The sequence below is a fragment of the Ramlibacter tataouinensis genome, assembly GCF_001580455.1.
Taxonomy (GTDB): domain Bacteria; phylum Pseudomonadota; class Gammaproteobacteria; order Burkholderiales; family Burkholderiaceae_C; genus Ramlibacter; species Ramlibacter tataouinensis_B.
Genome location: NZ_CP010951.1, coordinates 4,555,551 through 4,575,256, shown reverse-complemented (window position 1 = coordinate 4,575,256; position 19,706 = coordinate 4,555,551). Strand labels below are relative to the sequence as shown.

The 19,706-nt window shown below is 67.8% G+C and carries 17 protein-coding genes; 3 read left to right on the top strand and 14 right to left on the bottom strand.

Annotation, left to right across the window (positions count from 1 at the left end; genetic code table 11):
• Positions 1-18 precede the first annotated feature (18 nt).
• The 7 genes from UC35_RS21260 to UC35_RS21230 form a co-directional block, all read right to left on the bottom strand.
• A complete protein-coding gene (locus UC35_RS21260; protein WP_227820399.1) occupies positions 19-1,005 on the bottom strand; it encodes a helix-turn-helix domain-containing protein in 987 nt (328 codons plus the stop codon).
• Positions 998-1,828, bottom strand: coding sequence for a type IV pilus biogenesis/stability protein PilW (gene pilW, locus UC35_RS21255; RefSeq protein ID WP_061503261.1), 831 nt, complete (start codon positions 1,826-1,828; stop codon positions 998-1,000). The genes UC35_RS21260 and pilW overlap by 8 nt, the downstream gene beginning before the upstream one ends.
• Positions 1,825-2,976 carry a 23S rRNA (adenine(2503)-C(2))-methyltransferase RlmN gene (rlmN, locus tag UC35_RS21250; RefSeq protein ID WP_061503259.1) on the bottom strand — a complete coding sequence of 384 codons (1,152 nt, stop codon included), beginning with the start codon at positions 2,974-2,976 and terminating at the stop codon, positions 1,825-1,827. The genes pilW and rlmN overlap by 4 nt, the downstream gene beginning before the upstream one ends.
• 17 nt (positions 2,977-2,993) lie before the next feature.
• Positions 2,994-3,419: a nucleoside-diphosphate kinase gene (gene ndk / locus UC35_RS21245; protein WP_061503257.1), complete on the bottom strand. Its 426-nt coding sequence runs from the start codon at positions 3,417-3,419 to the stop codon at positions 2,994-2,996.
• A 177-nt stretch (positions 3,420-3,596) separates the two neighbouring features.
• A complete protein-coding gene (locus UC35_RS21240; RefSeq protein ID WP_061503255.1) occupies positions 3,597-5,072 on the bottom strand; it encodes a pseudouridine synthase in 1,476 nt (491 codons plus the stop codon).
• 1 nt (position 5,073) lies between these two features.
• Positions 5,074-5,736: an SMC-Scp complex subunit ScpB gene (scpB, locus tag UC35_RS21235; protein ID WP_227820398.1), complete on the bottom strand. Its 663-nt coding sequence runs from the start codon at positions 5,734-5,736 to the stop codon at positions 5,074-5,076.
• 117 nt (positions 5,737-5,853) lie between these two features.
• Entirely contained in the window at positions 5,854-6,837 is a 984-nt protein-coding gene (locus tag UC35_RS21230) for an RluA family pseudouridine synthase (RefSeq protein WP_061503252.1), read from the bottom strand.
• 76 nt (positions 6,838-6,913) lie between these two features.
• On the opposite strand from UC35_RS21230, the gene UC35_RS21225 reads away from it, so the two are divergent.
• Together UC35_RS21225 and UC35_RS21220 are read left to right on the top strand one after the other, a co-directional pair.
• Positions 6,914-8,167 (top strand): methyltransferase domain-containing protein, encoded by a 1,254-nt coding sequence (locus UC35_RS21225; RefSeq protein WP_158513947.1) that lies wholly within the window; start codon positions 6,914-6,916, stop codon positions 8,165-8,167.
• A 41-nt stretch (positions 8,168-8,208) separates the two neighbouring features.
• Positions 8,209-9,009 carry an outer membrane protein assembly factor BamD gene (locus tag UC35_RS21220; RefSeq protein ID WP_265331345.1) on the top strand — a complete coding sequence of 267 codons (801 nt, stop codon included), beginning with the start codon at positions 8,209-8,211 and terminating at the stop codon, positions 9,007-9,009.
• Here UC35_RS21220 and UC35_RS21215 read toward each other — a convergent pair.
• Positions 8,972-10,990 carry an ATP-dependent DNA helicase gene (locus tag UC35_RS21215; RefSeq protein WP_061503248.1) on the bottom strand — a complete coding sequence of 673 codons (2,019 nt, stop codon included), beginning with the start codon at positions 10,988-10,990 and terminating at the stop codon, positions 8,972-8,974. The two genes, UC35_RS21220 and UC35_RS21215, sit on opposite strands and share 38 nt — an antisense overlap.
• 86 nt (positions 10,991-11,076) lie before the next feature.
• The gene (locus UC35_RS21210; protein ID WP_061503246.1) at positions 11,077-11,280 is read right to left on the bottom strand and encodes a YdcH family protein; all 204 of its coding nucleotides are present in this window, start codon (positions 11,278-11,280) and stop codon (positions 11,077-11,079) included.
• A 97-nt stretch (positions 11,281-11,377) separates the two neighbouring features.
• Here UC35_RS21210 and UC35_RS21205 point away from each other — a divergent pair, with 97 nt between their 5' ends.
• Positions 11,378-12,142: a PP2C family protein-serine/threonine phosphatase gene (locus tag UC35_RS21205; protein WP_061503245.1), complete on the top strand. Its 765-nt coding sequence runs from the start codon at positions 11,378-11,380 to the stop codon at positions 12,140-12,142.
• A gap of 15 nt (positions 12,143-12,157) precedes the next feature.
• Here UC35_RS21205 and UC35_RS21200 read toward each other — a convergent pair whose 3' ends face one another.
• The 5 genes from UC35_RS21200 to UC35_RS21180 all read right to left on the bottom strand — a co-directional run bounded on the left by UC35_RS21200 (position 12,158) and on the right by UC35_RS21180 (position 19,551).
• Positions 12,158-12,793, bottom strand: a complete 636-nt coding sequence (locus UC35_RS21200; RefSeq protein ID WP_061503243.1) for a hypothetical protein — start codon at positions 12,791-12,793, stop codon at positions 12,158-12,160.
• Complete coding sequence (zapE, locus tag UC35_RS21195) at positions 12,790-13,890, bottom strand: cell division protein ZapE (RefSeq protein WP_061503986.1); 1,101 nt, start codon at positions 13,888-13,890, stop codon at positions 12,790-12,792. Before zapE ends, UC35_RS21200 begins: the two co-directional genes overlap by 4 nt.
• 22 nt (positions 13,891-13,912) lie before the next feature.
• Positions 13,913-15,331 (bottom strand): dihydrolipoyl dehydrogenase, encoded by a 1,419-nt coding sequence (gene lpdA / locus UC35_RS21190; RefSeq protein ID WP_061503241.1) that lies wholly within the window; start codon positions 15,329-15,331, stop codon positions 13,913-13,915.
• Between the two features lie 10 nt (positions 15,332-15,341).
• The gene (gene odhB, locus UC35_RS21185) at positions 15,342-16,607 is read right to left on the bottom strand and encodes a 2-oxoglutarate dehydrogenase complex dihydrolipoyllysine-residue succinyltransferase (protein WP_061503239.1); all 1,266 of its coding nucleotides are present in this window, start codon (positions 16,605-16,607) and stop codon (positions 15,342-15,344) included.
• Between the two features lie 73 nt (positions 16,608-16,680).
• Positions 16,681-19,551, bottom strand: coding sequence for a 2-oxoglutarate dehydrogenase E1 component (locus UC35_RS21180; protein ID WP_061503237.1), 2,871 nt, complete (start codon positions 19,549-19,551; stop codon positions 16,681-16,683).
• Positions 19,552-19,706 lie beyond the last annotated feature (155 nt).

Here is a 19,706-nt window from a genome sequence, read left to right as displayed (position 1 = left end):
CACTGCTGTTGGCAGTGCCTATTTCACTTCAAAGCGCGCCACGTTGTCACGCGACACCGGGCGCATGTCAAACGGCTTGCCCCGCACCGTCACCTCGGTCATGTCGACCCGGCCGATCGTCACCTGCAAGGGAAGCGTCCCGGAGGCGCCCGCCGACTCGCCGGCCGTGAGCGTCTTGCGCAGCGCGACGACGCCCTTGGCATCGGTCACGTCCACCCAGGACTCGCCCTTGGTGCGGATCACCACCAGGCCCGCCTGAGCCGGCGCCGCGGCGGCGGTGAAAGCCGCCGCAGGTGCGGCGGCGGAGGCGGCCGGCTGGGCCACGGCGGCAGCCGCAGGCGCCGGGGCGGCTGCAGCAGGCGCGACGGGCGTTGCGGCAACGGCGGCAGAAGCGGGCGCGGCCGGCGCAAGCGCGGCGGCAGTTGCATCGGCCGCGGGCGCTGCCGCCGTCGTTGGATTCTGCGCGTCCGGCGGCGCGGCCTGAGTAGCCGCCGCAGCCGGCGGCAACGCGACTGTTTCAACTGCCGCCGCGGGTTGCGGCGCTGCGGCCGGCGCGAGTGTGTCTTCAAAGCGCGTGTTGGGCACAAGAATCAGCACCAGCGCGCCCAGCAACAGCGCAAGCACCGCCAGGAACACCGGCTGGCGCAGATGGTCGATCCAGCTCGGCTTTGCATCGCCAGGCGTGCGGAACGGTGCATTCAGGCCATCGGTACTCTGGATGAGCCGCGGCGTCGCCGTTTGCGGCAGGCGCTGCAGCACCGGCTGCGGATCGAGCTTCAGCGTGCGGCAAACGCTGGAGGCCAGGGCCCGCGCGAACACCGCGTCGGGCAGCAGGTCGTAGCGGTCGCCTTCGAGCGCTTCGAGCTTGCGGACCGGCACCTTGAGCGAGACCGCCAGGGCCGCCACGTGCAGTCCGGCCGCCTCGCGGGCGCGCCGCAACAGCAGGCCGGCCGTGACGCCATCGGCGCCGATGCCGGCTTCCGGAGAAGCTGCCAACTCACTCATCGAATGCTCCGCGCTCATAGGCCAGCGCCTCGCGGGATCCGCTGTAACGCTTCTTCAGCTGGTCGCCCAGCTGGCGCATCGCCACCTGGTCCTTCATGCGGCGTTCGACCCGGATTCCCAGCCACAGCGATTCGGCGTTCGCGTATTCGCTGTTGTTCAGGCGCCGGATGTAGAACTGCGCGCGCGCGGTTTCACCTCGCCGGTACAGGATGTTGGCCAGGTTGTAGCCAGTCACCGGATTGGCGGCGTCCAGTTCGTACGCACGCGCGAGGCTGCGCTCGGCCTCGGCGGTCTGGCCGGCACGCGCCTGGCAGACACCCTGGGCCATCAGGGTCTTGGCGCGGCCGCCATAGGTGGGATTGGACATGGCCGTCTCGAACGCGCGCTGCGCATCGGGGTAGCGGCCTTCCTGGCAATAGAGCCAACCGAGGTTGTGCTGGATGTTGGCCTCGCGCGGGTTCAGCGAGGCCGCCCGGCGGAAGCTCTCCTCGGCCTGGCGCCGGTCGTTCAGGCGCATGTAGATCAGGCCGCGCAGGTTGTGCGCATCGGCGAGGTTCGGGTCCGCGGCGATCACCTGCTTGACCTCGTCCAGGGCGATCTCGGTCTTGCCCTCTTCGAAATAGCCCACGGCCAGTTCGAGCCGGATGCGAGCGCGCTTGCGCGCCTCGCTTTCGTCCGAAGGCGTGACGATGTCGGCCGACGCCCCCGGGCTGCTTCCGGGCTGCGAAGCGCAGCCCCCCAACGCCAGCAGCAGCGCGCCGGCCAGGCCCGCCCATGCCAGGCACCTCACGGGGTCCCAGCGACCCGGCGCCCTCTTCCTCATTCTCTTGTCTCCTTCGCGCCCGCGGTTGCCGGCACCGGTTTCAGCATCACGGTGCGCTGGCGTGCGATGCGGTCGCCCACCTGGGTGCGATCCTTGACGTCGCCGGCCAGTTGGCCGCAGGCGGCGTCAATGTCGTCCCCTCTCGTCTTGCGCACAGTGGTGACGATACCAGCATCACCCAGGATTTTCGCGAAGGCGAGCACCTGGCTGTGGGGAGAACGCGTCAGGCCGGACTGGGGGAAGGGGTTGAAAGGAATCAGATTCAGCTTGCAGGACACGCCGCGGCCTGCGTGGCGCTTCACCAGGTCCACCAGCTGGCGCGCATGTTCCGGCTGGTCGTTCACCCCGTCGAGCATGCAGTACTCGAAGGTAATGAAGTCGCGCGGCGCGTGCTCCAGGTAGCGGTTGCAGGCGTCCAGCAACTCGGCGATCGGGTACTTGCGATTGAGCGGCACCAGGTTGTCGCGCAATTCGTCATGGGGTGCGTGCAGCGACACCGCCAGCGCCACCGGGCAGTCGGCGCCGAGCCGGTCCATCATGGGAACGACGCCGGATGTGGAAACCGTCACGCGCCGGCGCGACAGGCCGTAACCGTGGTCGTCCAGCATGGTCCGCAGTGCCGGCACCAGATTGGCATAGTTCTGCAGCGGCTCGCCCATGCCCATCATCACCACGTTGGAGATGACGCGTTCGCCGGTGCCCAGGTGCTTGCGCAGGAAGTGCTCGGCGAACCAGAGCTGCGCCACGATCTCGCCGGTGCTCAGGTTGCGCGAAAACCCCTGGTGGCCGGTCGAACAGAAACGGCAGCCGACGGCGCAGCCGGCCTGCGAGGACACGCACAGCGTGCCGCGGTCGTCCTCGGGAATGAAAACAGCCTCGACGGCATCGCCGGCGCCGACGTCGAACAGCCACTTGATGGTGCCGTCGGCCGATTCCTGCTGCGTGAGGACGGTGAGGCCCTGGATGCGGGCGGAGGTGGCGAGCTTTTCGCGCAGCGACTTCGCGAGATCGGTCATCTCGGCGAAGTCACCGGCGCCACGCTGGTGGATCCAGCGGAACAACTGGGTCGCGCGGAAGCGCTTTTCGCCCAGGCGCTCGCAGAACGCGGCCAGACCCTCCAGGTCGAAGTCGAGAAGGTTGGCCGTCATTTCATGGGGGGTCGCGCTCAGCGCGAATAGACGTTCATGCCCGGGAAGAAGAAGGAGACTTCCACCTTGGCGGTTTCGGGGGCGTCGGAGCCGTGCACCGCGTTGGCATCGATGCTGTCGGCGAAGTCGGCGCGGATGGTGCCGGGAGCAGCCTTCTTGGGATCGGTGGCGCCCATCAGGTCGCGGTTCTTGAGGATGGCGTTCTCGCCTTCCAGCGCCTGGATCATCACCGGGCCGGAGATCATGAACTCGACCAGGTCCTTGAAGAAGGGACGCTCCTTGTGCACGGCGTAGAACTGCTCCGCCTCGCCGCGCGACAGGTGGGCCATCTTGGCGGCCACGACCTTCAGGCCCGCGGCTTCGAAGCGGGCATAGATCTGGCCGATCACGTTCTTGGCCACGGCGTCGGGCTTGATGATGGAGAGGGTGCGTTCGATAGCCATGTGCGTATTCCTGAGCTCTTGAGTTTTAGGGTTTTGCCGGATGCGAAAGTTTCGGCAAAGCCCGCCATTCTAATTCGTGTGGCGATCAGCCTCGCCCTGCGCGGGAGTCGATGACCGCCCTGCGGGGGCATTTCACGCTTTCGACATGCTGGATCGGCATGCTGAAAGCCAAAGCGGTCATCCGCGCCCGCGGCCGCCGCGGCGGCCGCCGCCGCCTCCGGAATTACCCCGGCGCTGGCCTTGCCCCTGGCCTTGGCCCTGTCCGCGCTGCCGCATGAAGCTGTCGGCACCGATGTAACCGAACGAGGTCTTCATCGGGTCCGGCTGGGCTCCGCCCGGCGTGCGGTCGCCGCGCTCCTTGCGACGCTGCTGGCCCTGGCCGCCCTGGCCCTGGCCACCTTGGCCTTGGCCGCCTTGGCCGCCTTGGCCCTGGCCGCGCGGTTGGCCTTCCCTGGGGCCGGGGCCCCGTCCGCCGCGGCGGCGCCGGCGCGAATTGCCGCCGGGCTCGCCCTCGGCCGGCCGCTCGCCGCGCGCGCTGCGCGGCGCGCCGCCGGCGTTGTTGTCACCGGCGGCCTGCATCAGGGACCGGATGTCACGCTCGTCCAGTTCCATCCAGAGGCCACGCTTGAGCCCGCGCGGCAGCATCATCGCGCCATAGCGGATGCGGATCAGCCGGCTGACCGCGTGACCCAGCGCTTCGAACAGGCGGCGCACCTCGCGGTTGCGGCCCTCGGAAATCGTCACACGGTACCAGGTGTTGGCGCCTTCGCCGCCGCCGGCCTCGATGCTGCCGAATTGCGCCCGGCCGTCATCCAGCTCGACGCCTTCGAGCAGCCGCTGTTTTTCCTCGTCGCTGAGCGCGCCCAGTACGCGCACCGCGTACTCGCGCTCCAGCCCGAAACGCGGATGCATGAGCTTGTTGGCCAGCTCGCCCGAGCTGGTGAACAGCAGCAGGCCTTCGGTGTTGAGGTCCAGCCGGCCGACCGACTGCCATTTGCCCTGCTGCAGCTTGGGCAGCTTGCGGAACACCGTGGGCCGGTTCTGCGGGTCGTCGTGCGTGACGACCTCGCCCACCGGCTTGTGATAGGCGATCACCCGGGCCGGCGGCGGTGCGATCCGCACGCGGATCGGCTTGCCATTGACCTTGATCTGGTCGCCGTACTGGATGCGCTGGCCGATGTGGGCGGGTTCGTTGTTGACCGAGATGCGCCCTTCCATGATGAGCTGCTCCATCTCGAGGCGCGAGCCCAGGCCGGCCTGGGCCAGCACCTTGTGCAGCTTGGGCTGCTCGGGCTGGGGCGCCAGCACGCGCTTGGAAGCGGCCGCCTCGGTACCGTCGGCCTGCTGGTCGAACTCCCCGGACACCACGTCGGCAAAGCTCACCGGTGGCGGCGCCGGCTCGGCCGGCGGGCGGGGCTGGCGCTGCGCGCGCCTGCCTTCGCGGTTGCCGTCCTCGTCCGCATCGTCGTCTGCCAGTTCGCCCTCGCCTTCCGCGCCTTCTTCGTCCGTGTCCGAGAATGCGGCGGCTTCATCCGCTTGCGGCAGGACCGGCTTGGTGCTGGTTGGCGAGTCGGGCTGTTTCGCCATTCGCAGGTCTTGGGCGTCCTCTTCGGTCACCGGCAGCGCGGCCGGGCTGGGCTGGGATTCGTTCATGTCAGGTCTCGACTTCTTGCGCGGCGTCTTTGGGGCCGTCGCTCCCGTCCGTGCTGGATTCGTTGTCGGCGACGGCCGACGGCTCCATCGGGAGCGCCGGCTGCGCGGCGTCCTCACCGGCGGTGAGCGTGGCCATGAGCTCGGCCTGCTGGGTCGGGCTCTCGAGCATGGGCAGCTGGTCCAGCGACTCCAGCCCGAGGTCATCCAGGAACTGCCGCGTGGTGGCGAACAGCGCCGGACGCCCGACGGCTTCGCGGTGGCCGATCACCTCCACCCAGCCGCGGTCTTCGAGCTGCTTGAGGATCAAGGCGTTGATCGTGACGCCCCGGATGTCTTCCATGTCGCCGCGCGTGACCGGCTGCCGGTAGGCGATGATCGCCAGCGTCTCCAGCACGGCCCGCGTGTATTTCGGGGGCTTTTCCGGGTGCAGGCGGTCGAGGTATTCGCGCATCTGCGGCCGGCTCTGGAAGCGCCAGCCGCTGGCCACCGGGACCAGTTCCACGCCGCGCTGGGTCCATTCGTTCTGCAGGTCCCCGAGAAGCGACTTGATCGTGTCGGCTCCCAGCTCGTCGCTGAACAGGACACGCATCTCGCGCACCGACAGCGGCTGCTGCGAGCAGATCAAGGCAGTTTCGAGGACGCGCTTGGCATCCGTCGTATTCATTGTTGGGCCGTTCCAGGAAAAGGCGCCATCCGGCGCGCAAACCAATCGGGATGAACAGGCGCTTGGGTATCGCCGCGCCGACGTGAACACCGGGTTCCGCGGCGCCCGCCCCGCAGGTCAGGGGGCGTGGCTCGTGAGCCATTCCGGGTCATTGTAACGCAGGCCCCAGGATGCCAAGGCCTGCCGCAAATCGCCGGGGAGCTGCGAGCGGAACTCGAGCTCGGCGCCCGTGGACGGATGGCGGAAGGCCAGTCGGAAGGCGTGCAGCGCCTGTCGCCCGAGCGCACCCGCCGCGGCGCCGCCATACAGCTCATCGGCGACCAGCGGATGGCCGATGTGAGCCATGTGCACGCGGATCTGGTGCGTGCGGCCGGTGTGCAGGCTGGCGCGGACCCAGCAGCCCTGCTCGGCATCCTGCAGCAGCTCCAAGGTGGTGAAGGCCGGCTTGCCGCCCTCGACCACTGCCATGCGCAGGCGGTTGCGCGGGTCGCGGCCGATCGGCGCATCGACGTGGCGGATGCGGCCACCCTGCCAGGGCCGATGGGCGAGCGCGACGTACTCGCGGGCGACCTCGCGCGCGGCGATCAGTGCGACCAGGGCATCCATCGCCGCGCGGGTGCGCGCCACCACCATCAGGCCGCTGGTGTCCTTGTCCAGGCGGTGCACGATGCCGGCGCGCGGCAGCAGCGACGCGGCGGTGTCGCGTGCCAGCAGCCCATTGAGCAGCGTGCCGCTCCAGTTGCCGGGCGCCGGATGCACCACCAGGCCCGCCGGCTTGTCGATCACGAGCAGGTGCTCGTCTTCGAACACCGCATGCAGGTCCATGGGCTCGGGACGAAAAGCCTGGCTTTGCGGAGTTGGCCGCAACTCGATGCGGCCCGCCTCGCCGGCGCGCACCTTGTGCGAGGAGCGCGCGACCACGGCGGCGCCCAGCGTGACGGCGCCCGCCTCGATCAGCTGCTGCAGGTAGCTGCGCGAGAACTCGGGCACCAGGGCGGCGAGCGCGCGATCCAGCCGCTGGCCATGGTGCGCCGCGTCGATGACGAACGGGCGCAATTCCGCGTCCTGCTCGCCAGGTTCGTCGAAAGTGTCCGCGACCATTATGATTTGCCCCGTTCTCGCCACGCGCGTATTGCTTGCGTGGCGCGCCATTATCGGCGCGAGCCAGACCTACACCATGATCAAAACGGCAGCCAAACGGCTTCTGGGCCCCTTTCTCCCGGTCGTGCGCGACTTCGTGCACGAACAGCGCCGCTCGCGGCAGGCACGGCAAGTGCAGGCCGCGCTGGACGCGGCGGGCGTGCCCCGCGTGCCACAACCCGACATCAACCACCTGCTGCATCACCTGCGCGGGCAGGTGCTCGCGCAACTGCCGAAGGACGTGGGCCATTTCGTCAGCGTGGGCTGCGCCGGCACCTGGTACTTCAACTGGATCGCCGAGAAGTGCGGGCCCCGGCGGCACACCGGCATCGAGTTCTATTCGCCCAAGCCGGACGACCTGCCCGCCGGCGTGGAGTGGATCGCCAACACCGCCGGCAACATGGAAGCGCTGGCGGATGGCTGCGCCGACCTGTTGTTTTCGGGACAGAACATCGAACACCTCTGGCCCGAAGACATCGGCAACTTCCTGCTGGAAAGCCATCGCGTGCTGAAGGACGGCGGGCTGCTGGTCGTCGACAGCCCGAACCGGCGGCTGACGGCCCTCCTGGGCTGGAGCCATCCCGAGCACACGATCGAGCTGACACCTTCCGAGGCTTGCGAGCTGCTCGAGCTCGCGGGCTTCGATGTGCAGCGCAAGCTGGGCCTGTGGCTGTGCGAGGCGCCCGCGAGCGGCCGGCTGCTGCCCTTCGCCGAAATGACGCCGGAGGGCGAATGGCCGCTGGCGCGGCGGGCGGCCGAAGCGAAGGACTGCCCGGAATCTTCCTTCATCTGGTGGATCGAGGCGCGCAAGGCGCCGCGCGCGCCGCAGGCCGCGCGCCTGCGCGAGCGTATCCGCGAAATCGAAGCACTCGCCTGGCCGGAGCGCCTCAACCGCCTGCAAAGCGTGATCGGCAAGCCCGTGGTGGTGGACGGCCAGACCTGGTTCGATTCCGAAGGCCGCGCCGGCGCCCTGCTGTTCGGGCCGTACACCGCGCTACCCGCCGGCCGCCACACCCTGACCCTGAGCTTCGACTATCCGGATGGACCGCCCGGCGCAGGCCCGGGCGCCGTCACCCATGTGAGCGGCGGACCCGCCAACGCCATCTTCGTGCAGGCCGAAGTGCCCGTGCACGCCGAGCCCGGGGCTGCGCTTTCGCGCTCGCTTCAGTTCGAGCTCGAGGACACCACCTTCAACGTGCAGTTCGTGGTGGCGACCTTCCCCGGCGTGCGCCTGCGGGTGAAGAAAGCGGTGTCGCTGGCCACCCAGGCGCTTGAGCCCGGCGTCCGCTGATTTATATTTACGCCTTTCAGGCAGAGAGCCCGCGCGTGACCATCCGATTTCCCCTTCCTTCCACCGGCACCCTCGTCCTGGCCGTGGCCGCCCTCATGGCCGGTTGTTCCTCCACGTCCGAGGACAAGACGGCAGCGATGAGCCCGAACCGGATCTATGCCGATGCGAAGGACGAAGTCAACGCGGGCGCGTACGACAAGGCCATCCCGCTGTTCGAGAAGCTCGAGGGCCGCGCCGCCGGCACGCCGCTGGCGCAGCAGGCGCAGCTCGAAAAGGCCTACGCGCAGTTCAAGTCGAACGACCACGCCGCCGCGCTGGCAACGCTGGACCGCTTCATGAAGCAGCACCCCGCCAGCCCGGCGCTGGACTATGCGCTGTACCTGAAGGGCATCATCAACTTCAACGACAACCTCGGCCTCATGGGCTTCATCGCCCGCCAGGACCTGTCCGAGCGCGACCAGAAGGCTGCCAAGGAATCATTCGAGTCCTTCAAGGAGCTGGCCTCGCGCTTTCCGGACTCCAAGTACACCGCCGATGCCCGCGCCCGCATGACGTACATCGTCAACTCGCTGGCGCAATACGAGGTGCACGTCGCGCGCTACTACTACACCCGGGGCGCCTACGTGGCCGCTGTCAACCGCGCCCAGAACGCCATCTCGGACTACCAGAACGTGCCGGCGCTGGAAGAGGCGCTGTTCATCCTGATGCGTTCCTACGAGGCCCTGGGCATGCCCCAGCTGGCCGCCGACTCGCGCCGGGTGATGGAAAAGAGCTACCCCAACAGCGAGTACCTCTCGCGCGGCTCTAAGTCACCGCAGGATCCGTGGTGGAAGTTCTGGTAAGCCCTGCCAGGCGCTCCAGCGCTTCCAGCCACTCGCTCCTGGACTGAAGCTGGCGCATCGGCGGCAGGGCTGCGGTCAGCCGGCGGCCATAGCTCATCGTCGCCAGGCGCGTATCGCATACCACCAGCACGCCTTGGTCCGACTCGCGCCGGATCAGCCGCCCGGCGCCCTGCTTGAGCGCCACGGCAGCCTCCGGCAGGGAGTAGTCGCTGAACGGGCTGCGGCCCTGGGACTGCAAGCGCTGCGATCGCGCCTCCACCAGCGGATCGCCCGGCGGCGGAAAGGGCAGCTTGTCGATCACCACCAGCTGCAGCGCCTCGCCCGGGACGTCCACGCCTTCCCAAAACGAGGCCGAAGCGACCAGGACGCAGCCGGGCTGGCCGTTGGCCGCGCCTTCGCGGAAGCGCTCGATCAGCCGCCTTTTGGGCCACTGGCCCTGCACCAGCACCTCGAGCTCGCCTGAGCCGGAAAAACGGCTCTGCAATTCATCGCCGATGGTGCGCAGCGCACGCAATGTGGTGGTCAGCACCATGGTGCGTCCGCCCAGGCGCAGCGCGCCCTCGGCCGCCAGCGCCGCGACTTGCGCGCTGTGGCCGGGATCGTTGGGCCGGGGCAGTTCGCGCGGAACGTAGAGCGCCGCCTGGGCCGCGTAGTCGAACGGGCTCTCGACCCGCAGCACCTCGGCCTGCGACAGGCCGCAGGGCTGGGTGAACCAGGACAGGCGTTCGTCGTCGCCCAGCGTGGCGGAAGTGAAGATCCAGGTGCGCGAGGAGGCCTCCGGACCGTCCTCGCGCAAAAGCTTGTCGCGCACCGCCTGCGCGATGTCCAGTGGCGACTGCACCAGCCGCAGTTGCATGCCGGCATCGACCCAGCGCACGGCATCGGGATCGCAGGGCCCGGCAAAGCGCTCCGCCCGGCGCGCGAGCTCCTGCGCCCTTTCGGCCAGGCGCTCGAAATCCGGCGCGATCTCGCTGACGGTGGACAGCGCCTCGATGGCCTGGGCGCAGGCCTGGCGAAGCCGGTCGAGCGCCTCCGCCCAGGCCACGGCGTCCACGCCTTCCGGGGCCGGGCCGACCCAGCGCAGGCGCGCGCCCGGCGCCGTCCGGCCCACGGCCAGTCGCAGGTCGCGCGCCGCGCGCTCCACCACGGCCACCACCTGCTGCCAGTCGACCAGGCCGCGCGCCAGCTGCAGGCCGGCGGCCAGCATGTCCCGGGCGAAATCGAGGCCTTGCCCGGTGGTGAGCTGGGTGCCCAGGAACTGGACGCCGGTCTCGTTGAGCTGGTGCGCCTCGTCGAAGATCGCGACGCGCACCGTGGGCAGCAGCTCCGCCATGCCCGACTCGCGCACCGCCAGGTCGGCAAAGAACAGGTGGTGATTGACGACCACCACGTCGGCGGCCAACGCTTCCTTGCGCGCCAGGTTCACATGGCAGGCGCGCCAGCGCGGGCACTGCGCGCCCAGGCAGTTCTCGCGCGTCGAGGTCACCAGCGGGATCAGCGGCGAGCGCTCGTCCAGGCCGGGCAATTCGGCCAGGTCGCCGGTCCGGGTGACCTGGGCCCATTGCTCGATCTTGGCCAGCGCGCGCGTCGAAGCACGGTCCGGCAGGCTGGCGTCGCGCCGCGCAAGTTCCATGCGATGCAGGCACAGGTAGCTGCCGCGGCCCTTGAGCAAGGCGGTGCGCGCCGGCAGCCCGAGGGCCTCCATCAGGCGCGGCAAGTCGCGTCCATACAACTGATCCTGCAATGTCTTGGTGGCCGTCGACAACAGCACCCGCTCGCCGCTCAACAGTGCCGGAACCAGGTAGGAGAAGGTCTTGCCCACACCAGTGCCAGCCTCCACGACCAGCGCTCCGCCTTGCTCGATGGCGCGCGCCACCGCCAGCGCCATCTCGGTTTGTCCGGTCCGTGGCCGGAAATGGTCGGCGGCGCGCGACAGCACGCCACCCTGCGCGAATGCCTCGCGAACGCTATCCTGGATCATCTAAGGTGTGCTTGGGCGCCGACGGGCCGCCCCTAGGCGAGGGGGCCGGCGACTCCACGAAGTGAGGAGCGTGGGGGCGACATTCCTCAGGCGGGTTCCTTGGGGTCGAGCACCAACTCGAGCCGCGCGATCTCGTCGCGCAGCGAGAGGCGCCGCTTCTTCAGGCGCCGCATCATGAGTTCGTCCACCGGGCTTTCCTGGCCGGCGCGGTCGATCAGCGCATCGAGGTCGGCGTGTTCCATGCGCAACTCGATCAGGCGGCGTTCCGGCGAATGCAGGTTCGATTCCAATTGACTGCTGGGATCATGATGGGCTACGGTTGATAATAAGGCTTTCGAAGTCACACTTCGAGCGCTTTCTCAAGAAGCACCCGTTCTGGACAGCAGCATGGCGACCAAGGGATATCGACTCATTGCCGCGACAGGCATCCACAAAGGCGATCGCGAGTACCAGCAGGACCAGGTGTCCATGCTGACCCATCCACGGGCAACCGGATGCGTGCTCGGCGTGGTGGCCGATGGCATGGGCGGACGCAGCGGCGGACGCAAGGCCTCGGACCAGGTCATGCTTACCGCCAAACAGTTGTTTGAGCGCTACTCGCCCGACCATGACGATGCCGGCACCCTGCTCAAGCAGGTCGTGCAGGAGGCGCACATCGTCATCAAGCTCACCGCGCTGGCCTCCGAGCAGGAGCCGCACAGCACGATCGCCGCCTTCCTGGTCAATCCGGCCGGCGATTGCCACTGGGTGCACGCCGGCGATTCCCGCATCTACCACTTCCACAACGGCAAGCTGGTCAAGCGCTCGCTCGACCACTCCTATGTGCAGACGCTGGTCGATCGCGGCGAGCTGACCGAGGAAGAGGCCAATGTGCATCCGCAGTCCAACATCCTGATGGGTTGCCTGGGCGCGGACGACGATCCGCCGTCGGACCACCACTTCATTCCCCAGTTGCGGCCCGGCGATGTGCTGATGGCCTGCAGCGACGGGATCTGGCACTACTTCAGCCCGAACGAGCTGGGTTCGGTGCTGTCCTCGCTGTCGCCACGCGAAGCCAGCGAGTTCCTGATCGAGAAGGCCCGCTCCCGCGGGCACGGTGGCGGCGACAACCTGTCGCTGGCCATCGCCAAGTTCGAGCCGCTCGAAGGCTAGCGCCCTCCTGCCGGATCAGGGCGGCGCCGGCAAGGAGCTCGCCGGCGGCTTCTTGCGCTCCGCCATGCGCTTTTGCTGCTTGTCCTTGCGCTCTTGCGCCTCGGCCAGGCGCTTTTCGTGCTCTTTCACGTTCGCCGCCGCTTCCTCGTCGCGGCGGCGCTGGGCGGCCTGCTTGTCGGCTTCGCGCCGCTGCAGTTCCTGCTGGCGCTGCGCGGCCTTGGCCGAGGCGCTCGCCGCCTGCGAGTCGCGGCTGGCGGCCTTGCCGGTCGCGCGCTCCTGGCGGCCCTGGTCCTGACCCGCTCGATCCTTCGCGGCCTCTTGCCGCTCGGCCTCCGACGCGCTGCGTTCGTCCTGGACGCGCTGGCGCTCGGCCGCCTTGCGCTTGCGCTCGGCGTCGTTGAGGACGATTTCCTGGCGCCTGAGCTCTTCCACGGTCTTGCGTCGTTGCGCCCTTGCCGCTGTCAGGCAGTCGTTGACGGCAAACTTCGAATAGCAGGCCTTCTCTTCGGCCTTGTACCGGGATTCGGCCTGCTTGTGCGCTTCCGCCAGCCGGGCGCGCTCGGCGGTGATGTTCGCGTCCTCGTCCTGCGCGTGGGCCGCCGCGGCCAGCAGCAGCAACGGCAGCAGCACGGATGACAGGTGGCGTTTCATGTCAGTCGGGTGTCCACGGTTCGGTGTTCCAGCGCCAGGAATTCTGCGGATTGCATCTCGTGCAGCCGCGAGACCGTGCGCGGAAACTCATGGGCCAGGGGCCCTTCGGTGTACAACGCCTCGGGCGGAACCTGGGCCGACATGATCAGCTTGACCCGCCGGTCGTACAGCACGTCGACCAGCCAGGTGAAGCGCCGCGCCTCCGAAGCCATGCGCACCGGCATGTACGGTACGTCCGACAGCAGCACCGTATGAAACTGCGTCGCGATCTCCAGATAGTCATTTTGCGACCGCGGACCGCCGCACAGGGTCCGGAAATCGAACCACACCGCGCCGCCGGCCTTGCGCCGCGCACGGATTTCACGCGCCTCGATGTGCAGCACCGGCTCTTCGTCGTGCGTCTCCGCCAGCCGGGTGAAGGCCTCGTTCAGCTCGGCATCGGCCTCGGGCCCCAGCGGCGTGTGGTAGAGCTTGACGTGCTCCAGCACCCGCCGCCGGTAGTCCACGCCGTGGTCGACGTTGATCACCTCGAGCTTTTCGTTCAGCAGCGCGATCGCCGGGAGGATGCGGTCGCGGTGCAGCCCGTCGGGGTACAGCCCGTCGGGCTTGAAGTTGGAGGTCGTCACCAGCCCGACGCCGTTGGAGAACAAGGCATCCAGCAGCCGGTGCAGGATCATCGCGTCGGTGATGTCGGCGACGTGGAACTCGTCGAAGCAGATCAGCCGGTAGCGCCGTGCCATGCGCGCGCCCAGCGCTTCCAGCGGATTCACGGTGCCCTGCAGCTCGGCCAGCTGCCGGTGCACCTCGCGCATGAACTCATGGAAATGCAGCCGGGTCTTGCGCCGCAGCGGCACGGCCGTGAAGAAGCAATCCATGAGGAAGCTCTTGCCGCGGCCCACCCCGCCGTACATGTAGACCCCACGCGGGATCTCGGGCCGGTTGATCAGCTTCTTGAAGACGTTGGAGCGCTGCTCCTTGAACTCGGCCCATTCGCGGGCACATCGCTCCAGCGCCTCCACCGCGCGCAGCTGCGCGGGATCGCTCTGAAAGCCGCGTGCCCTCAGCTCGGCTTCGTAGACTTCCCGGACTGAAGGCACGTGCTCGCGCAAAGGCTGGTCGTCAGAAGTTCAGCGTGCGCTTGTCGACGGCCAGCGCGGCTTCCTTCGTGGCCTCCGACAGCGACGGATGCGCGTGGCAGATGCGCGCAATGTCTTCCGCGGAAGCGCGGAACTCCATGGCGACCACGGCTTCGGAGATCAGTTCGCTGGCCATGGGGCCGACGATGTGCACGCCGAGGATCTCGTCGGACTTGGCGTCGGCCAGGAACTTGACCATGCCGGTCGTGTCGCCCAGCGCCCGCGCGCGGCCGTTGGCCATGAACGGGAACGTGCCCGCCTTGTAGGCGACGCCGGCGGCCTTGAGCTGCTGCTCGGTCTGCCCCACCCAGGCGATCTCCGGGCTGGTGTAGATCACCCAGGGGATGGTGTTGAAGTTGACGTGCCCGTGCTGGCCGGCGATGCGCTCGGCCACCGCCACGCCCTCCTCCTCGGCCTTGTGCGCCAGCATGGGGCCGCGCACCACGTCGCCGATGGCCCAGACATTGGGCAGGTTGGTGCGGCATTCGTCATCGACGATCACGGCGCCACGCTCGTCCAGCTTCAGGCCGACGGCCTCGGGGTTGAGGCCGATGGTGTTGGCCACGCGGCCGATCGAGACGATCAGCTTGTCGACATCGAGCTTTTGCGGCTCGCCCTTGGCGTTGGTGTACTCGACGCTCAGGCCGGCCTTGCTCGACTTGACCTCACCGACCTTCACGCCGAGCTCGATCTTCAGGCCCTGCTTGTCGAAGGCTTTCTTCGCCTCCTTGGCGATCTGCTCGTCCACGGTCCCGAGGAAGGTGGGCAGCGCTTCCAGCACGGTGACTTCCGCGCCCAGACGGCGCCACACCGAACCCATCTCCAGGCCGATGACGCCGGAGCCGATCAGGCCCAGCTTCTTCGGCACGCCCTGGATGCGCAGCGCCCCGTCGTTCGACAGGATGTTCTCTTCGTCGAAGGGAGCGCCGGGCAGCGGCCGCGCGTTGGAGCCGGTGGCCACGATCACATGCTTGGCGGAGATCGTCTCCTCGCCCGCCTTGATCTCGTAGAGGCCGCCCTCGGCCTTCACGAAGGAGCCCCGGCCGTGGAAGAAGGACACCTTGTTCTTCTTGAACAGGAACTCGATGCCCTTGTTGTTCTGCTCGACCACCTGGTCCTTGCGGGCCAGCATCTTCGCCACGTCGATGGACAGGCCGCTGACCTTGATCCCGTGGTCGGCGAAATGCTTGCCCGCGTGTTCGAAGTTTTCCGAGGACTGCAGCAGCGCCTTGGACGGAATGCAGCCGATGTTGGTGCAGGTGCCGCCCAGCGCCGGGCCGCCCTTGGCGTTCTTCCATTCGTCGATGCACGCCGCGGTGAATCCCAGCTGGGAGGCGCGGATCGCGGCGATGTAGCCGCCGGGACCGCCGCCGATGACGACGACGTCGAATTGCTTGGCCATGTGCTGCTCCTTAGATGTCAAAGAGCAGGCGCGCGGGGTCTTCCAGCGCTTCCTTCATCGCCACCAGGCCCAGCACGGCCTCGCGGCCGTCGATGATGCGGTGGTCATAGGACATGGCCAGGTAGTTCATCGGGCGCACCACGATCTGGCCGTTCTCCACCACGGCGCGGTCCTTGGTCGCGTGCACGCCCAGGATCGCCGATTGCGGCGGGTTGATGATCGGGGTGGACAGCATCGAGCCGAACACGCCGCCGTTGGAGATGGAGAAGGTGCCGCCGGTCATCTCCTCGATGCCCAGCTTGCCGTCGCGCGCCTTGGCACCGAACTCGGCGATCTTCTTCTCGATGTCGGCAAAGCTCATCTGGTCGGCATTGCGCAGGATGGGCACCACCAGGCCGCGCGGGGAACCCACGGCGATGCCGATGTCGAAGAAGCCGTGGTAGACGATGTCGTTGCCGTCGACCGAGGCGTTGAGCACCGGGTACTTCTTCAGCGCGTGGACCGCCGCCTTCACGAAAAAGCTCATGAAGCCGATCTTGACGCCATGCTCCTTCTCGAACTTCTCCTGGAAACGCTTGCGCATCTCCATCACCGGCGCCATGTTCACCTCGTTGAAGGTGGTGAGGATGGCGTTGGTCGATTGCGACTGCAGCAGGCGCTCGGCCACCCGCGCACGCAGGCGGCTCATGGGAACGCGCTGCTCCGGACGCTGCCCCATGTCGGGCGCGGACACCGGGGCCGCCACGGCCGGCAGCAGGGTCTTGGGCGCGCCGGTGGGCGCGGCGACCGGGGCGGTCGCGGGCTTGTTGCCGCCTGCCAGTGCGCCGATGACGTCGCCCTTGGTCACGCGGCCGTCGCGGCCGGTACCCGGCACGGAGCCCGCGGCGAGCTGGTTGTCGGCCATCATCTTCGCGGCGGCCGGCATGGCGATGTCCGACTTTGCGCCGGACATCGCGGCAGCAGCTGCTGCGACGGGCGCCGGCGCCGGCGCAGCTGGCGCCGCCTGGGCCGGAGCCGCTGCGGCCGCGGCCTTGCCTTCGGTATCGATCTTGGCGATGAGTTGATCGGCCGCGACGGTGGCGCCGTCGGCTTGCACGATCTCGGCCAGCACGCCGGAGGCCGGCGCGGGCACTTCGAGCACGACCTTGTCGGTTTCGATCTCGATCAGGATTTCATCGGCGGCGACGGCGTCGCCGGGCTTCTTCTTCCACTGCAGGAGGGTCGCTTCGGCCACAGACTCGGACAGCTGGGGCACTTTGACTTCAACGAGAGCCATTGCTTGTTCTTTCAGAATTTAGACGTGCAAGTACCAGGACTCGACCCCGGCGAAGCGGGGGCGAGTCCTGTTTTCACTTGGACAACACGAAGCCCTTGAGCTTGGCGAACGCCGCATCGACCAGCGCCTTCTGCTGGTCCTGGTGCAGGTGCGAGTAGCCCACGGCGGGCGAGGCCGATGCCGGGCGGCCCGCGTAGCCGAGCTTCTGCCCTTCGAGCATGTTCTCGTGGATGTTGTGCTGGATGAAGAACCAGGCGCCCTGGTTCTGCGGCTCGTCCTGGCACCACACGATCTCACTCGCCTGCGGGTACTTCTTCAGCTCCGCGGCGAAGGCCTTGTGCGGGAAGGGATAGAGCTGCTCCACGCGCAGGATGACGACGTCGTCGGCACCCTTTTCCTCGCGCTTCTTGGCGAGGTCGTAGTAGACCTTGCCCGAGCACACGACGATGCGCTTGACCTTGTCGGCCTTGAGCTCCTTGGACTCCGGGATCACCGTCTGGAAGCCGCCCTTGGTGAATTCCGAAAGCGGCGAGGTGGCGTCCTTGTTCCGCAGCAGCGACTTGGGCGTCATGATCACCAGCGGCTTGCGCAGCGGTCGGATCATCTGCCGGCGCAGCAGGTGGAAGATCTGGCTGGCCGTGGTCGGTTGGCACACCTGCATGTTGGTGTCGGCCGACAGCTGCATGAAGCGCTCCAGGCGCGCCGAGCTGTGCTCGGGACCCTGCCCTTCGTAGCCGTGCGGGAGCATCAGCGTGATGCCGTTGACGCGGCCCCACTTGACCTCGCCCGAAGCGATGAACTGGTCGATCACGACCTGGGCGCCGTTGACGAAGTCGCCGAACTGCGCTTCCCAGATCACCAGCGTGTTGGGGTCGTTGGAGGCGTAGCCATACTCGAAGCCCAGCACTGCCTCTTCGGACAGGATGGAGTCGATCACGACGAACGGCGCCTGGTTCTCCGCGACGTTCTGCAGCGGGACATAGGTGCCCACGTCCCACTTCTCGCGGTTCTGGTCGTGCAGCACGGAATGGCGGTGGGTGAAGGTGCCGCGACCGCAATCCTCGCCCGACAGGCGCACCGGATAGCCGCTGGCCACCAGCGAGGCGTAGGCCATGTGCTCGCCCATCCCCCAGTCCACGTTGACCTCGCCACGGCCCATGGCAGCGCGGTCTTCCAGCACCTTCTTCACCAGCGGGTGCACCGTGAAGTTCTCGGGCACATGCGTGAGGCGCTCGGCCAGGCGGCGCCACTCGGCATTGGGGATCGCCGTGTCGGCGGAGTCGGTCCACTTCCTGTTCAGGAACGGGTGCCAGTCGACTGCGTACTTGCTCTTGAAGTTGGTCAGCACAGGATCGATCGTGTGCTTGCCGGCATCCATGGCGGCGCGATAGGCCTTGACCTTCTCGTCGCCCAGCGTATCGCCCAGCCCCTGCGCGGCCAGCTTGTCGGCGTACAGCTTGCGGGTGCCGGGGTGCGCCGCGATCTTCTTGTACATCAGCGGCTGGGTCAGTGCCGGCGTGTCCTGCTCGTTGTGGCCGAGCTTGCGGAAGCAGATGATGTCCAGCACCACGTCCTTGCTGAATTCCATCCGGTATTCAAGGGCCAGCTGGGTGGCCAGCACCACGGCCTCGGGGTCATCGCCGTTCACGTGCAGCACCGGCGCCTCGATCATCTTGACCACGTCCGTGCAGTACAGCGTGGAGCGGGCATCGCGCGGGTCGGAGGTGGTGAACCCGATCTGGTTGTTGATCACGATATGGACCGTGCCGCCGGTGTAGTAGCCGCGGGTCTCGGCCAGCGCCAGGGTCTCCTGCACCACGCCTTGGCCGGCGAAGGCGGCGTCGCCGTGCACCAGCACCGGCAGCACCTGCGCGCCCTTGGGGTCGGCGCGGCGGTCCATGCGCGCGCGTACCGAGCCCTCCACCACCGGATTCACGATCTCCAGGTGCGAGGGGTTGAAGGCCAGCGACAGATGGACCGGGCCGCCGGGGGTGGTCACGTCCGAGCTGAAGCCCTGGTGGTACTTCACGTCGCCGGCCGGCAGGTCCTCCTTGGCCGTGTGCTCGAACTCGGCGAACAGGTCGGCCGGCATCTTGCCCAGCGTATTGACCAGCACGTTCAGGCGGCCGCGGTGCGCCATGCCGATGACGATCTCCTGCACGCCGCTGGTGCCAGCCCGCTGGATCAGCTCGTCCATCGAGGCGATGAAGCTTTCGCCGCCTTCCAGCGAGAAGCGCTTCTGGCCCACGTACTTGGTGTGCAGGAAACGTTCCAGTCCTTCCGCGGCGGTGAGCCGGTCCAGGATGTGCTTTTTCTTCTCGACGTTGAAGTTCGGCTTGCTGCGGATGGACTCGAGCTTCTGCTGCCACCAGCGCTTGCGCGTCTGGTCGCTGATGTACATGTACTCGACGCCGATGGTGCCGCAGTAGGTCTCGCGCAGCGCGTTGATCAGCTCGCGCAGCGACATGCTGTCGCGCCCGAAGAAGGTGTTGCTGGTGTTGAACACCGCCTCGTGGTCGGCGTCGGAGAAGCCGTAAAAAGAGGGGTCGAGTTCCGGGATGCTCTCCCGCTCGGCGCGCTTGAGCGGATCGAGGTCGGCCCAGCGCGATCCGACGTTGCGGTAGGCAGCGATCAGCTGCTGGACTGCGGTGCGCTTGCGGGCGAGTTCCGAATCGGCGCCCGCCGCAACCACCACCTGCGTGCCGCCCTGTTTGGCACGTTCGGCAAAGGCGTTGATGACCGGTAGGTGCGGAACGTCCTTGGCGTTGCTGCCGTCCGAGGCCGGTACGTGCTGCAGGGCGTCGAAGTACTCGCGCCAGGTGGCGGGGACGCTGCCGGGGTTGGCAAGGTAGTTCTCGTACATCTCCTCGACGTACGGGGCGTTGCCGCCAAACAGATAGGAATTGCCTTTGTAGGCCGTGTAGACGGTGCTCGTCTCGCTCATGCTGCGCTACTCTCCGCCTCCCTGGAGGAGGCTTGGGCTGGTTGAAAAACCTTCCGCGACACGGCTGAACCGGATGGCGGATGCGACTGTGGCTGGAAGGGCCGTGGGTTGCGGACGCGATTCTGCCACGTTCCGTGGCAGTTCGCATCCGCAAC

Excerpts from the sequence above, each read along its gene's own strand:
- odhB (WP_061503239.1), bottom strand. The coding sequence starts at position 16,607 with ATGGCTCTCGTTGAAGTCAAAGTGCCCCAGCTGTCCGAGTCTGTGGCC.
- ndk (WP_061503257.1), bottom strand. The coding sequence starts at position 3,419 with ATGGCTATCGAACGCACCCTCTCCATCATCAAGCCCGACGCCGTGGCC.
- UC35_RS21205 (WP_061503245.1), top strand. The coding sequence starts at position 11,378 with ATGGCGACCAAGGGATATCGACTCATTGCCGCGACAGGCATCCACAAA.
- scpB (WP_227820398.1), bottom strand. The coding sequence starts at position 5,736 with ATGAATACGACGGATGCCAAGCGCGTCCTCGAAACTGCCTTGATCTGC.
- UC35_RS21260 (WP_227820399.1), bottom strand. The coding sequence starts at position 1,005 with ATGAGTGAGTTGGCAGCTTCTCCGGAAGCCGGCATCGGCGCCGATGGC.
- UC35_RS21180 (WP_061503237.1), bottom strand. The coding sequence starts at position 19,551 with ATGAGCGAGACGAGCACCGTCTACACGGCCTACAAAGGCAATTCCTAT.
- UC35_RS21215 (WP_061503248.1), bottom strand. The coding sequence starts at position 10,990 with ATGATCCAGGATAGCGTTCGCGAGGCATTCGCGCAGGGTGGCGTGCTG.
- UC35_RS21230 (WP_061503252.1), bottom strand. The coding sequence starts at position 6,837 with ATGGTCGCGGACACTTTCGACGAACCTGGCGAGCAGGACGCGGAATTG.
- lpdA (WP_061503241.1), bottom strand. The coding sequence starts at position 15,331 with ATGGCCAAGCAATTCGACGTCGTCGTCATCGGCGGCGGTCCCGGCGGC.
- pilW (WP_061503261.1), bottom strand. The coding sequence starts at position 1,828 with ATGAGGAAGAGGGCGCCGGGTCGCTGGGACCCCGTGAGGTGCCTGGCA.
- rlmN (WP_061503259.1), bottom strand. The coding sequence starts at position 2,976 with ATGACGGCCAACCTTCTCGACTTCGACCTGGAGGGTCTGGCCGCGTTC.
- UC35_RS21240 (WP_061503255.1), bottom strand. The coding sequence starts at position 5,072 with ATGAACGAATCCCAGCCCAGCCCGGCCGCGCTGCCGGTGACCGAAGAG.
- UC35_RS21200 (WP_061503243.1), bottom strand. The coding sequence starts at position 12,793 with ATGAAACGCCACCTGTCATCCGTGCTGCTGCCGTTGCTGCTGCTGGCC.
- UC35_RS21225 (WP_158513947.1), top strand. The coding sequence starts at position 6,914 with ATGATCAAAACGGCAGCCAAACGGCTTCTGGGCCCCTTTCTCCCGGTC.